This is a genomic window from Marinobacter sp. BSs20148 (assembly GCF_000283275.1).
GTDB classification, from domain to species: domain Bacteria; phylum Pseudomonadota; class Gammaproteobacteria; order Pseudomonadales; family Oleiphilaceae; genus Marinobacter; species Marinobacter psychrophilus.
Genome location: NC_018268.1, coordinates 3451218 through 3464915 on the forward strand (window position 1 = coordinate 3451218; position 13698 = coordinate 3464915).

Sequence of the window (13698 nt, forward strand, 5' to 3'; positions counted from 1 at the left end):
ATGCAGGCACTCTCTATAGACACCCCTGTTGCCGTTATCGGCGCCGGCGCCATGGGCTCCGGCATTGCTCAGGTAGCCGCGCAGGCGGGCCACCAAGTGTTTTTACTTGACCAACGGGAAGGTGCTGCCGAAGCCGGCCGTCAAAGCATCTTTAAACAACTGCAGCGCCGGGTAGATAAAGGGAAGATGGAGCAGTCCGCGTTGGATGCCCTCATTAACCGCATTACGCCGGTTAACCAACTCAACGATCTTGCCAGCGCCGGCCTGGTCATCGAAGCCATCATTGAAGACCGGGATATCAAGCGCAGCTTACTGACCAGCCTTGAGCAAGTCTGTGGCGACGACACCATTCTGGCCACCAATACATCGTCCATCTCGGTAACGGCACTGGGCGCAAAAATGAAGAACCCCTCACGCTTGGTCGGTATGCACTTTTTTAATCCGGCGCCTTTGATGGCACTGGTGGAAGTGGTTAAAGGCCTGGCCACCAGCGATGCCGTTGCCCAATGCGTTTACGCCACAGCGGCCCAGTGGGGCAAGAAACCTGTAACCGCAGCTTCTACCCCTGGCTTTATCGTGAATAGAGTCGCACGGCCGTTTTACGCAGAGAGCCTGCGCCTGCTGCAAGAACAGACAACAGACAACGCCACCCTAGACGCCATCATGCGCGAGGCCGGCGGTTTCCGGATGGGCGCGTTCGAACTGACAGACCTGATCGGGCACGACGTCAATTACGCAGTGACCTCCTCTGTGTTCAATTCCTATTACCAGGACACCCGCTTTTTACCTTCTCTGGTGCAGAAAGATCTGGTTGACGCTGGCCGTTTAGGGCGCAAGACCGGCCAGGGCTTTTACAACTACGCCGAGGGCGCGCAAAAGCCCTTGCCTGCCACCGCCGAAAAAGCCAACTCCGCTGCTGATACCTTGATTGTAGAAGGCGACCCCGGCCCGCTAGCGCCGTTGGTAAAACGACTGGCTGCCAGCGGCTTGAACATCATCGAACGCGATGGTTCCGGCCACCTGCGATTTGGCGATGCCGTGCTGGCACTAACCGATGGCCGCATGGCCACCGAACGCGCGGCGAATGAAGCTTGCAACAACTTGGTATTGCTCGACCTGGCGTTTGATTACACCAACACCACCCGCCTTGCCATCGCGGTTGCGGGGCAGGCGTCTGAACGAGCCAGAACCGATGCCTGCGCCATGCTGCAAAAAACCGGCCTGGCGGTCAGCCAGATTGCCGACCGACCAGGCTTGGTTGTTATGCGCACAGTGGCCACCCTAACCAATGAAGCCGCAGATGCGGCTCTGCACGGAGTGGCGTCTATTGGCGATATTGACCTTGCAATGAAAGCCGGCCTGAACTACCCGGAAGGCCCTCTACGCTGGAGTGACAACCTTGGGTTCAGCTTGGTGCATACCGTACTGACACACCTCCAGCAAAGCTACGGCGAAGAGCGCTACCGGCCGGCCTTGCTGCTGCGGCAAAATCGTTTCGCCGGAAAAGGGTTCTATTCATGAGCAACCAACCAAACACGCAAACCCCGCAACAGCTGGCTCAAAGCTGCGCCGACGCTATGTACCAGCGGGACGAAGCCAGCCGCAATCTGGGTATGAAAATCACCCAGGTTTCTCCCGGCAAAGCCACCGTTACCATGCTCGTGAGCAGCATCATGATTCAGGGCCACGGTTCCTGCCACGGTGGCTACCTGTTTACCCTGGCGGATTCCGCTTTTGCGTTTGCCTGTAACAGCTACAACAAGGCCACCGTAGCATCCGGCTGCTCCATCGATTACATGCTGGCCGCCCGTGAGGGTGACCTTTTGACCGCCAGCGCGGTTGAGCAGTCCCGCGGCAATCGTACCGGCGTGTACGACACAACCATAACCAATCAGAACGGCCATGTGGTGGCCCTGTTTCGCGGCAAGTCCTACCAGGTGCGCGGCGACGTCATCCAATCGGAGAATAATCAATGAGCCATAATAAACCCCTACAAGACGCCTACATTGTTGACGCCGTTCGCACCCCCATTGGCCGCTACGGTGGCGCTCTGGCCGTCGTGCGCGCCGACGATCTGGGAGCCATACCCATCAAAGCCCTGAAAGACCGTTATCCAGACCTGAATTGGGCCGCCATAGACGACGTACTTTATGGCTGCGCCAACCAGGCCGGTGAAGACAACCGTGACGTAGCACGCATGTCACTGCTGCTGGCCGGTTTACCAGTCGACGTACCGGGCGCCACCATCAACCGCCTGTGCGGATCCGGCATGGATGCCATCGGCAGCGCCGCGCGCGCCCTTCGCACCGGCGAAGCCGAGCTGATGCTGGCTGGCGGGGTGGAATCCATGTCGCGCGCACCTTTTGTGATGGGCAAAGCCGACTCCGCGTTCAGCCGTGCCGCCCAAATCTTCGACACCACCATTGGCTGGCGCTTTGTAAATCCTCTGTTGAAAAAACAGTACGGCATTGACTCGATGCCGGAAACTGCCGAGAACGTGGCCACCGATTTCAATATTTCACGGGCAGACCAAGATGCCTTCGCCCTGCGTAGCCAACAGCGCACCGCAGCGGCTCAAAAGGCGGGGCGTTTTGATTGTGAAATCGTGCCCGTCAGCATTCCCCGCCGCAAGCAGGACCCGCTGGTGGTGGATACCGATGAGCACCCGCGCGCCACCAGCCTGGAAAAACTAGCCAGCCTGGCCACACCGTTCCGCGAAGGCGGCAGCGTAACCGCCGGCAACGCCTCTGGCGTAAACGACGGCGCCTGCGCACTGTTGCTGGCCAGCGGCGACGCCCTGAAAAAACACAAGCTGAAACCCCGTGCCCGCGTTATCGCCATGGCAACCGCCGGCGTTGAACCGCGAATTATGGGCATGGGGCCCGCCCCCGCCACTCGCAAAGTGCTGAAAACAGCAGGCCTGGAACTGGCTGACATAGACGTCATCGAGCTGAACGAGGCTTTCGCCGCCCAGGCTCTCGCGGTACTGCGCGACTTGGGCCTGCCGGACGACGCCGAACACATTAATCCCAACGGCGGTGCCATCGCCCTGGGCCACCCGCTGGGTATGAGCGGCGCGCGCCTTGTTACCACCGCGATGAATGAGCTGGAACTGCGCCACCGGCAGGGCCAGAAAGCTCGCTATGCTCTGTGCACTATGTGCATTGGTGTAGGTCAGGGCATCGCAATCATTATCGAACGCGTAGACAGCGCCGACTGATGTATCTGGCGCGCAAACCTGCGCGCCACACAGGAACTAAAGCCAACCGGTAGCAAACCGGGGCAACAAGAATAAGACAGGACAAAACAATGGATGTACCAATGCAAAAAGTCGGAAAACTGGACCGGATGGAAACTGCCAGCGTGGACGAACTTCGCCACGAACAACTGCAGCGCCTGCGATGGAGCGTCTGGCACGCCTACACTAACGTGCCTCATTACCGCAATGCGTTTGATGCTATTGGCCTGAAGCCGATGGACATCAAAAGCTTGGACGACATCGCCAGAATTCCGTTCACGGGAAAAGAGGATCTGCGGAATAACTATCCGTTCAAGATGTTCGCAGTACCTATGAAAAAAGTCGTCCGGGTACACGCCTCTAGCGGTACCACCGGCAAACCCACAGTTGTGGGCTATACCCAAAGCGACATTGAAACCTGGGCCGACATAGTGGCCCGTTCCATTCGCGCCGGTGGCGGCCGCGCCGGCGACAAGATTCACATTGCCTACGGCTACGGCCTGTTCACAGGCGGCTTGGGTGCTCACTACGGCGCCGAGCGCCTGGGCTGCACCGTTATTCCCATGTCGAGTGGACAAACCGAGAAACAAGTTCAGCTGATCAAAGACTTTGAGCCTGACATCATTATGGTCACGCCTTCTTATATGCTGAACATCGCCGACGAAATTGACCGCCAGGGCATTGACCCCAAAAAGCTGCCACTGCGACTGGGCATTTTCGGTGCCGAGCCCTGGACCAACGAAATGCGCACAGAATTGGAAGACCGCCTAGGTATTCAAGCGCTGGATATCTACGGCCTGTCTGAAGTGATGGGCCCCGGTGTGGGTATGGAATGCCTGGAAACCAAAGACGGCCCCACCATCTGGGAAGACCATTTCTACCCGGAAATTGTTAACCCGGAAACCGGCGAAGTGTTGCCCGAAGGCGAATACGGCGAACTGGTGTTCACTTCACTCACCAAAGTGGCCATGCCGGTACTTCGCTACCGCACCCGCGACCTTACTCGCCTGCTCCCCGGCACTGCGCGTCCCATGCGCCGCATTGACAAAATAACTGGCCGCAGCGACGACATGCTGATTATCCGCGGGGTTAACGTATTCCCCAGCCAGATTGAAGAGCAGGTGTTGAAATGCCGCGCTCTATCGCCGCATTACGAAATCGAGGTGTACAAAAAAGGCAACCTGGACTGTGTGGATATTCGGGTAGAACTGAGAGTTGGCGCAGAAGGCGAGAACGTCAAAGAACATACGGCCAAAGAACTGGCGCATCACATCAAATCGTATGTTGGTATCAACACCAAAATAGACGTGCAGGATGCAGGAAGTATCAACCGCTCGGAAGGCAAAGCAAAGCGCGTATTCGACCGACGTAAAGACTGACACGGATGATTAAGCGACGTACCGCGCTCATCATTTAAATGTTGTTGTTTATGTAGCGATCCAAAAGCCAAAACTTATCAACAATAATTTAGTCAACAAATTCAGCAAATTAAATATTTTAAGCGTCAATATGATACAGGATAATCTAGCTTGAAATTTTTCCAGTATCATATAGTATGAAGACATAGCCCGTGATTCGTCGCGAAGCATTGCGGTTCAACTACAACAGACCAACAAGACAGATTCGGAGAGAGTTATGTACGCACAGCTCGTTGACACCGGCACCAAGCGCCTCAAGACCCGTGAAGAGATGTCCCCCGAAGAGCGGACCTTTCAGGACAAAATAGACGCCGAAACCAAAATCGAAGCCAAAAACTGGATGCCAGACGGCTACCGGAAAACCCTGATCCGCCAGATTTCCCAGCACGCCCACTCGGAAATTGTTGGCATGCTACCAGAAGGCAACTGGGTTACCCGCGCACCTACTTTGAAGCGCAAGCTGCAGCTGATGGCCAAAATTCAAGACGAAGCGGGCCATGGCCTTTATCTGTACAGCGCCATGGAAACCCTGGGTGCTGATCGCGATGAAGAAATTCAGAAGCTACACGACGGCAAAGCCAAGTACTCTAGCATCTTCAATTACCCGACCCTGAACTGGGCTGATATGGGCGCCGTGGGCTGGCTTGTGGATGGCGCGGCTATCGTGAACCAGGTGGTTCTGCAGCGCACATCCTATGGCCCCTACTCCCGTGCCATGGTGCGAGTCTGTAAAGAAGAAAGCTTCCACCAGCGTCAGGGCTTCCAGATTCTGTTGGACATGATGCGTGAAGGCACACAGGCCCAGAAAGACATGGTGCAGGATGCTATTAATCGCCTCTGGTGGCCGGCGTTGATGATGTTTGGCCCGCACGACGACGAATCCCCCAACTCGCAGCAGTCCATGGTGTGGAAGATCAAGCGCAAGAGTAACGACGAACTGCGCCAGATGTTCATTGACCAAACCATTCCACAGCTGGAGTTCCTCGGCTGCACCGCACCCGACCCAGACCTGAAGTGGAACGAAGAAACCGGTCACTACGACTTCGGCGCCATTGACTGGAAAGAGTTCTACGACGTACTCAAAGGCGATGGCCCTTGTAACCGTGAACGCATTTCCACACGCCGCAAAGCGATAGACGAAGGCACCTGGGTGCGTGAAGCCGCCGTTGCCTACGCCGCAAAACAAAAACAACGCGCAGCCGCTTAAACAGGCGCGTGGATAGGAGAATAATTATGTCTGAATGGCGCCTTTACGAAGTTTTCGTGCGCAGCAAGCATGGCCTTAACCACAAACATGTGGGCAGCGTGCACGCTGCTGACAATGAAATGGCCATGGAAAACGCCCGTGATCTTTACACCCGCCGCAGCGAAGGGGTGAGCATATGGGTGGTTCCTTCTGACACCATTACGGCCTCTGCCTCAGACGAGAAAGAAGTCCTGTTCGATCCGGCAGAAGACAAAGTGTATCGGCACGCGTCTTTCTACAAACTGCCAGACGAAGTCGGACACATGTGAGGAGCGACCCATGACTGAACAAAAAGCTCTGCAGGACTTCCTGCTCCGCCTGGCGGATTCCGACATGATTCTAAGCCAGCGCCTTTGCGAACTGTGTGGCAAAGCCCCGGCGATAGAAGAAGAAATGGCCATAATGAACGTCGGGCTAGACTTGGTTGGCCAAGCGCGCAACTGGTACGAGTACGCCGCCGAACTGATTGACGACGGCCGTGACGCCGACAAACTGTGCTTCCTGCGGGACGCTCTCGACTATCGCAACCTGCTGTTGGTCGAGCAGCCGAACGAAGACTACGCCGTCACCATGGCGCGCCAATTTTTCTTCGACGTGTGGCACTACTTCACTCTGAAAAGCCTGGTAAATGCCAGCGATGAGCGCATTGCTAACATCGCCGCGAAAGCCGTTAAAGAAGCCACCTATCACTTGCGCCGCTCGTCAGAGTGGGTCAAACGCATGGGCGACGGTACCGAAGAAAGCCACCGCCGCATTCAGGAGGCGTTTGATCTGCTGTGGCGCTTCACCGGCGAACTGGTGACGCCAGACGAAACCGATCACGCCATGTTCAAGGCCGGCATTGGCCCGGATCCAGAGAAACTGAAGCAAGACTGGTTTGGCATGGTGCGCGAAGTCGCAGCCCAAGCCACCCTAAAAACTGGCGCGGAAGACGCCTGGATGTATATGGGCGGCAAAAGCGGCGTTCACACCGAACACCTGGGGTTTATCTTGGCCGAGATGCAGTTTTTGCCTCGCGCCTACCCGGACGCGACCACCTGGTAAATCTTTTTATAAAGGGGAGCACATCCGGTGAATGAACGTGAGCCATCGTCTGTAGACCTGCTGATTGCCAGCGACCGGGTACCGGCCAGCGCCCACCCCGAACTGCTGACAGAAGACGCAATTTGGGCACTGCTGGATAACGTCAAAGATCCGGAAGTACCCGCCGTCAGCGTGATAGAGCTGGGGATTATTCGCGCCCTGAGTTGGGACGGCGAACATCTGAGCATTGATGTCACGCCCACCTACTCCGGTTGCCCTGCCACCGAGCTGATCGAAGAACTGATTGCCGAAGCCTTGCGCGCCGTTGGCATCCGCGACCCACACATTAATCGCGTGTTGACCCCAGCCTGGAGCACAGACTGGATAACGGACGAGGGCCGGGAAAAACTCCGGGTATATGGCATAGCACCGCCCCAGGGCAGTGCCAGCAAAATGAGCCTGCTGGGCAACGATGAAGTCATCACCTGCCCGTTTTGTGACAGTAAGCACACCGAGCAAGTCAGCGAATTCGGTTCTACTGCCTGCAAGGCGCTTTACCGTTGCCGCGACTGCCTGGAACCCTTTGACTATTTCAAATGCATATAGAGTCGATACGCCATGAATAAATTCTACTCACTGGCCCTCAAAGAGGTCAGGCCGGAAACAAGAAACGCCGTATCCCTGTGCTTTGACCTGCCCACCGACGTGGCAGAAAAATTCAAGTACAAACAAGGCCAACACTTAGTGGTGCGCACGAAAGTAGACGGCGAAGAAGTGCGCCGCACCTACTCCATTTGTTCCAGTGTGAATGATCAAGAACTGCGTATTGCCATCAAACGTGTACCCGGTGGAGTATTTTCCAGTTTTGCCAACGACCTTTTGAAAACTGGATCCGTTCTGGACGTTATGCCGCCGCAGGGCCATTTCTCCGTCGAGCTGGACCCTGAGCGGAAAGGCAACTATCTGGCGGTCGCCGCTGGCAGTGGCATCACGCCTATTCTGTCCATTATTAAAACCACTCTGGAAACCGAGCCCAAAAGCGAGTTCACTTTGTTCTACGGCAACAAGGGCACCAGCAGCACCATGTTCCGTGACCAGCTGCAGGATCTAAAAAACGAATACATGACCCGTTTCAATCTGGTGTACATCTTCACCCGCGAAGAACAGGACATCGATCTTTACAACGGCCGCATTGACTCAGACAAATGCGACCGGTTGTTCGACCATTGGATCGACGCCAAGAACCTGACCGCTGCGTTTCTTTGCGGCCCCCAGATGATGACCGAAACCGTGCGCGACTCACTGGAGCGCCACGGCATGGACAAATCGAACGTTCACTACGAACTCTTTACGCCTGTAGGAGGTGTGCCTAAGGCACGCAAAGACCGCGCTGAAAACAAAGTCGACCCGCAAGCAGTCAGCGTTGTCACGGTAAAAGCCGATGGCCGCTCTCTGACCTTCGACCTGGTGCGCGATACCAAGAGCATTCTTCAGGCAGGTAACGACGAAGGCGCCGACCTGCCCTACTCGTGCCAGGCTGGCGTGTGTTCAACCTGCCGCGCCAAGGTCATTGAGGGCGAAGTGGAAATGGACCAAAACTTTGCGCTGGAGGATTACGAAGTAGCCGCAGGCTATGTGCTGTCATGCCAGTGCTACCCCGTCAGCGACAAGGTCGTTCTTGACTACGACGAAATGTAATTCTGGAGTTTTTTTACATGTCAGTTCTTAAAAGCTTTATTGCCGGAGAATGGACTGGTGAGCGGCAGGCCAAAGCCCTGCCCAGCGCCATCAACGGCGAGATTGTGGCGCACACGCACGACGACACTCTGGACTTCAAAAAAGCCGCAGAATACGGCCGCCAAATCGGTGGCAAAAACCTGCTGGCCATGGATTTCCAGGAACGTGCTCTGGCGCTCAAAGCCATGGCGATGTACCTGCAGGAGCACAAGAAAGAGCTGTACGCGTTGTCTATGCACACCGGTTCCAGCAAAGCGGATAACGGCTTCGACATCGACGGCGGCTTTGGCACTATGTTTTCCTACGCCAGTATGGGCCGGCGCGAGCTGCCGTCCGGCAACGTAGTGCACGAAGGCCCGGTAACGCAGTTGGGCAAGAACAACCACTTCGCCGGCACTCACATTCTGGTGCCCCGTGGTGGTGTTGCCGTCCACATCGACGCCTACAACTTCCCGGTGTGGGGCATGCTGGAAAAGTTTGCGCCCACCTTTTTGGCGGGTATGCCATCCATTGTTAAGCCGGCCACCTCCACTTGCTACGTCACCGAACTGGCCGTGCGCCTGATGTACGAATCCGGTGCGTTGCCAGAGGGCAGCCTGCAGCTGATCATAGGCAGTACCGGCGACCTGTTCGAGCACCTGCAAGAGCAGGATGTGGTGACTTTTACCGGTTCGGCAAAAACCGCACGCATGTTGCGTAACCACCCGAACATCGTCCAGCGCTCGATTCCGTTCAACGCCGAAGCCGACTCGCTGAACAGCGCGGTTCTGGCCCCGGATGTTACCCCGGAGCACGAAGAATTCGACCTGTTTGTTCGTGAAATCGGCCGCGAAATGACCGCTAAAGCCGGCCAGAAGTGCACCGCGATTCGCCGGATTATGGTTCCACAAAACCAAGTACAAGCCGTGTGCAACACGCTGAAAGAACGGCTGTCGAAGATTACCGTCGGCGACCCCTCCGTTGAAGGCGTGCGCATGGGTGCTCTGGCGTCCATGGATCAACTGGAAGACGTGAAAGCCAACATCCAGGAACTGCTGAAAACCAGCGAACTGGTGATGGGCGGAGACGGCAGTTTCAAACCCACCGGCCCAGGCACCAACAAAGGCGCGTTTATCGAACCGCATCTGTTGTTGTGCCGTAACCCGGAAAACGGTTGTGGTGCCCACGACATCGAGGCCTTCGGCCCGGTTGCCACCATTATTCCCTACGACACCCTGGACAACATGGTGGAACTGGTTGCCAAGGGCCGCGGCTCACTGGTGACCACAGTCACCACCCGTGATCCTGCGATCATTGCCAAACTGGCACCGGCACTGGCCGTCTATCACGGCCGCCTGCACCTGCTGGACGCGGAAGCAGCAAAAGAATCCACCGGCCACGGTTCTCCCCTGCCCATGCTGAAACACGGTGGCCCAGGCCGCGCTGGTGGCGGTGAGGAACTCGGTGGCATTCGCGCGGTGCATCACTACCTGCAGCGCACGGCTATTCAGGGCTCGCCTACCATGCTGGCAGCGGTCACCGGCGAATACGTTCGCGGTGCCAAACTGATTGAAAACGACGTGCATCCGTTCCGCCGTCATTTCGAAGACCTGCAGATTTGTGAATCGCTGCTAACACACCGCCGTACCGTCACCGAAGCAGATCTGGTGAACTTTGGCTGTTTGTCCGGCGACCACTTCTACATGCACTTTGATGAGATCGCGGCCCGCGAAAGCCAGTTCGGCAAGCGCATTGCACACGGCTATTTTGTGCTGTCCGCTGCCGCAGGTCTGTTTGTGTACCCAGGCGAAGGCCCGGTATTGGCGAACTACGGTCTGGACACCCTGCGCTTCATTGAGCCGGTCGCGCCGGGCGATACCATTCGAGCCCGCCTGACTTGCAAGCGCAAGATTGATCAGGGCCGGATGTCACCAGATGGCCATCCACAAGGCGTGGTGGTGTGGGATGTTCAGGTCACCAATCAAGACAACGTTCTGGTTGCCAGCTACGACATTTTGACCCTGGTTGCGAAAAAGCCAGAGTAGCTAGTCTGGCCATAAAAAACCGCCAGCAGCGTTCAGCTCTGGCGGTTTTTTTGTATCGTTGGACGCTGAGCTTTAAACTGCACCGCTTTGATACATCCTTCCGGGTGCTTCATCACTTGAGGAAAACTACAATGAAAAAACTCACGTTGAATACACTGGTGTTTGGTCTTTCCCTGTCGTTGACCGGTACGGCTTTTGCGTCTGAATTTACCAACATGGATCCGATTACTCTGCGCTTGGCTCACGTGGTCAATGAACAGGATGGCTTTCATATTGCAGCCGTCAAATTTCAGGATTTAGTAGCAGAGCGAACCGAAGGTGCGGTGAACATCGAACTTTATCCGAACGCTTCGCTAGGTGACGAGCGCACTCTGCTGGAAGGTATGCAAATTGGCACCGTTGATATGGGCGTGATCACCAACGGCCCGGTCGCTAACTTTGTCGAAGAAATGGCGGTTTTTGAGCTGCCGTTTTTGTTTCCTTCACCGCAAGCCGCTTACGATGTGCTCGACGGCCCCATTGGTCAGGAACTGCTCGACAAGCTTTCCGAGGTTAACCTCAAAGGCTTGGCCTACGCCGAACGCGGCTTTCGTAATTTGACCAACAGCGAGCGCCCGGTCAACACACCAGAGGACATGAAAGGCCTGCGTATTCGGGTAATGGAAAATCCGGTGTATGTGGACACCTTCCGCGCATTGGGTGCCAACGCCATTCCGATGGCGTGGACGGAAGCCTTGACCGCCATGCAGCAAAACACCATTGATGGACAAGAAAACCCTGCCAATGTCATTCATTCCTTTAAGCTCTACGAAACCCAGGATTACATGACCCTCTCGCGGCATACTTACGCCCCGGCCATCTTCGTGATGGGTATGCCAGTCTGGAATAAGCTTCCAGAAGCGGCACAGGCTGTGGTCCTCCAGGCCGCCCAGGAAGCTGCCGAACATGAGCGCCAGGTAAACGCCGAGATGGAATTCCAGCAACTGGCCGAACTGCGCGAAGCCGGTATGCAGATTAACGACACCCCAGATATCAAGGCTTTTCAAGCCGCCGTAGTGCCAGTGTATGAGAAGTACGGTGAGAAGTTCGGTGATTACCTGCCACGTATTCTGGAAGCGCTCAAATAAGTGACTACTAAAACCCAATCGCTTTTAAAGCCACTAAAGCGAATTGAGCAAGGGCTGGATGCGATCATCCAGCCCTTGGTCTTTGCGGGCATGGCAGCACTGATTGGCGTGATTACCCTGCAGATTATCTCCCGAGTGATGTTCAGCGCGGTCGGCTGGACTGAAGAAGTCGCTCGTTTTCTGCTGGTGTGGATCACTTTTTTTGCAGGCACCCTGGCTTTTCAGCGTGGCCGGCACATCGCCGTAACATTTGCCGTAGACGCCCTGCCCGTGCGCCTGCGACAAGCCGCGCGCATTGCCGGCACCCTGGCGGTATTGGCCTTTATGGTGGCACTGGTAGTGATCGGCTATCGTTATATGCAAGTTCAGAGCTTTCAGAAATCTGCGTCCTTAAGACTCTCTATGACCTATGTCTACTCCGTGATTCCGCTCTGCGCGGCCGTGATGAGCTGGTACGCTTTCGTCGATCTATTGGAGCTTTTAATAGATGGCGAGCGTCGTGAGGAATCCGTTCCATGACGCTGCTACTGTTCGGGCTTTTTTTCGGGCTCATGCTACTGGGTATACCTATTGCTTTGGCAATAGGTGCCAGCACCCTGGTCGCACTCAGCCAGGCTGGTGTACCTTTGATGGTGGTTACCCAGCAGATGTTTCAGGGCATCAATTCCTTTGCCTTGGTGGCCATTCCCATGTTCATTCTGGCCGGCGACCTGATGGCTCAAGGCAAAGTGAGCGAGAGACTCGTTAATTTTGCCAACTCTCTGTTCGGCTTTCTACGGGGCGGCTTATCGATCGTATCGGTGATGGCAGGGATGTTCTTCGCAGCAATTTCAGGCTCCGGAGCGGCGACCACAGCGGCGGTGGGAGCAAGTCTGGTGCCGGAGTTACGCAAAAAAGGTTATGACCCCGCGTCTGCTGCCAGCCTTATTGCTGCAAGCGGAACAATCGGGGTGGTCATCCCGCCGTCCGTGCCCATGATTATTTATGCAGTGATTGCCCAGCAATCGGTATCTGAGCTGTTCCTGAACGGCTTTTTGCCGGGGCTGGCGATGGGGTTGGGGCTGATGGCCATTGCCATTACCCAAGCCTACAAGCGCCAATATCCCAAAGGCACGCCTTTCTCCCTGGCCACCATCTGGCGCACATTAAAAAGTGCGAGTTGGGGACTGATGACGCCAGTCATCATTCTGGGAGGCATATTCTCCGGAATCTTCACGCCCAGCGAAGCCGCGGTGGTGGCTGTCAACTACGCGTTGCTGGTCTCGCTGTTCATTTACCGTGACCTAAAGCTAAGCGATGTGTATCGCATCTTGATTCGCTCGGCGATTACCACCTCTGTGATCATGCTTGTGATCGCCACCTCGGCGGTGCTGAGCTGGACGCTATCCAGCTGGCAGGTGCCCGGCGCTATTGCTGAAGCGGTGCTGTCTCTCTCCACCAATCCTTACGTGATCATGCTGTTAGTGGTGGGCATAATCCTGCTGACCGGCGTATTTCTTGAGACCGCCAGCGCGTTGATTATTTTAACGCCGGTTTTGCTGCCACTGGTGCTTAAACTGGGAATTGACCCGATTCATTTTGGCCTGATCATCGTAGTCGGGTTGGCGATCGGAATGATCACCCCACCGGTAGCGATCAACCTTTATGTGGCTTCCTCAATCACTCAGCTGCCTTTGGAACGCATCACGCGGGCAATTATCCCTTACTTGCTGGGGTTGATCAGCGTGCTGCTAATGGTCGTGTATATTCCTATTCTGGCCGGCTGGTCAGGGCCTTGACTATTGGCTCGACAGAGCCAAAGTTACCCGCCAAAGCTTTCCTCCAAAACGAATAAAAGCAGATCAGTTAATGACTGATCTGCTTTTATTCTTAGGGTGCGGAACTC

13 protein-coding genes are annotated in these 13698 nt (G+C 55.8%); all 13 read left to right on the forward strand.

Going from position 1 to position 13698, the window contains the following annotated elements; translation table 11 throughout:
- The 13 genes from paaH to MRBBS_RS15830 all read left to right on the forward strand — a co-directional run bounded on the left by paaH (position 1) and on the right by MRBBS_RS15830 (position 13591).
- The gene (paaH, locus tag MRBBS_RS15770; RefSeq protein WP_014872575.1) at positions 1–1521 is read left to right on the forward strand and encodes a 3-hydroxyacyl-CoA dehydrogenase PaaH; all 1521 of its coding nucleotides are present in this window, start codon (positions 1–3) and stop codon (positions 1519–1521) included.
- Positions 1518–1976 (forward strand): hydroxyphenylacetyl-CoA thioesterase PaaI, encoded by a 459-nt coding sequence (paaI, locus tag MRBBS_RS15775; RefSeq protein WP_014872576.1) that lies wholly within the window; start codon positions 1518–1520, stop codon positions 1974–1976. The genes paaH and paaI overlap by 4 nt, the downstream gene beginning before the upstream one ends.
- On the forward strand, positions 1973–3220 hold the full coding sequence (pcaF, locus tag MRBBS_RS15780; protein ID WP_014872577.1) for a 3-oxoadipyl-CoA thiolase: 1248 nt from the start codon (positions 1973–1975) through the stop codon (positions 3218–3220). Before paaI ends, pcaF begins: the two co-directional genes overlap by 4 nt.
- A gap of 89 nt (positions 3221–3309) precedes the next feature.
- Positions 3310–4617: a phenylacetate--CoA ligase PaaK gene (gene paaK, locus MRBBS_RS15785; RefSeq protein ID WP_014872578.1), complete on the forward strand. Its 1308-nt coding sequence runs from the start codon at positions 3310–3312 to the stop codon at positions 4615–4617.
- A 256-nt stretch (positions 4618–4873) separates the two neighbouring features.
- Positions 4874–5863 carry a 1,2-phenylacetyl-CoA epoxidase subunit PaaA gene (paaA, locus tag MRBBS_RS15790; RefSeq protein WP_014872579.1) on the forward strand — a complete coding sequence of 330 codons (990 nt, stop codon included), beginning with the start codon at positions 4874–4876 and terminating at the stop codon, positions 5861–5863.
- A 26-nt stretch (positions 5864–5889) separates the two neighbouring features.
- Positions 5890–6171 carry a 1,2-phenylacetyl-CoA epoxidase subunit PaaB gene (gene paaB / locus MRBBS_RS15795; protein WP_014872580.1) on the forward strand — a complete coding sequence of 94 codons (282 nt, stop codon included), beginning with the start codon at positions 5890–5892 and terminating at the stop codon, positions 6169–6171.
- A 10-nt stretch (positions 6172–6181) separates the two neighbouring features.
- Positions 6182–6946 (forward strand): 1,2-phenylacetyl-CoA epoxidase subunit PaaC, encoded by a 765-nt coding sequence (gene paaC, locus MRBBS_RS15800; protein WP_014872581.1) that lies wholly within the window; start codon positions 6182–6184, stop codon positions 6944–6946.
- Positions 6947–6973: 27 nt separating this feature from the next.
- Positions 6974–7531, forward strand: a complete 558-nt coding sequence (gene paaD / locus MRBBS_RS15805; protein WP_014872582.1) for a 1,2-phenylacetyl-CoA epoxidase subunit PaaD — start codon at positions 6974–6976, stop codon at positions 7529–7531.
- Between the two features lie 12 nt (positions 7532–7543).
- Positions 7544–8623, forward strand: a complete 1080-nt coding sequence (paaE, locus tag MRBBS_RS15810; RefSeq protein WP_014872583.1) for a 1,2-phenylacetyl-CoA epoxidase subunit PaaE — start codon at positions 7544–7546, stop codon at positions 8621–8623.
- Positions 8624–8640: 17 nt separating this feature from the next.
- Complete coding sequence (gene paaZ / locus MRBBS_RS15815) at positions 8641–10686, forward strand: phenylacetic acid degradation bifunctional protein PaaZ (RefSeq protein WP_014872584.1); 2046 nt, start codon at positions 8641–8643, stop codon at positions 10684–10686.
- Positions 10687–10817: 131 nt separating this feature from the next.
- Entirely contained in the window at positions 10818–11813 is a 996-nt protein-coding gene (locus tag MRBBS_RS15820) for a TRAP transporter substrate-binding protein (RefSeq protein ID WP_014872585.1), read from the forward strand.
- On the forward strand, positions 11814–12332 hold the full coding sequence (locus tag MRBBS_RS15825; RefSeq protein ID WP_014872586.1) for a TRAP transporter small permease: 519 nt from the start codon (positions 11814–11816) through the stop codon (positions 12330–12332). It begins immediately after the preceding gene.
- A complete protein-coding gene (locus MRBBS_RS15830; RefSeq protein ID WP_014872587.1) occupies positions 12329–13591 on the forward strand; it encodes a TRAP transporter large permease in 1263 nt (420 codons plus the stop codon). The genes MRBBS_RS15825 and MRBBS_RS15830 overlap by 4 nt, the downstream gene beginning before the upstream one ends.
- Positions 13592–13698: the final 107 nt, after the last annotated feature.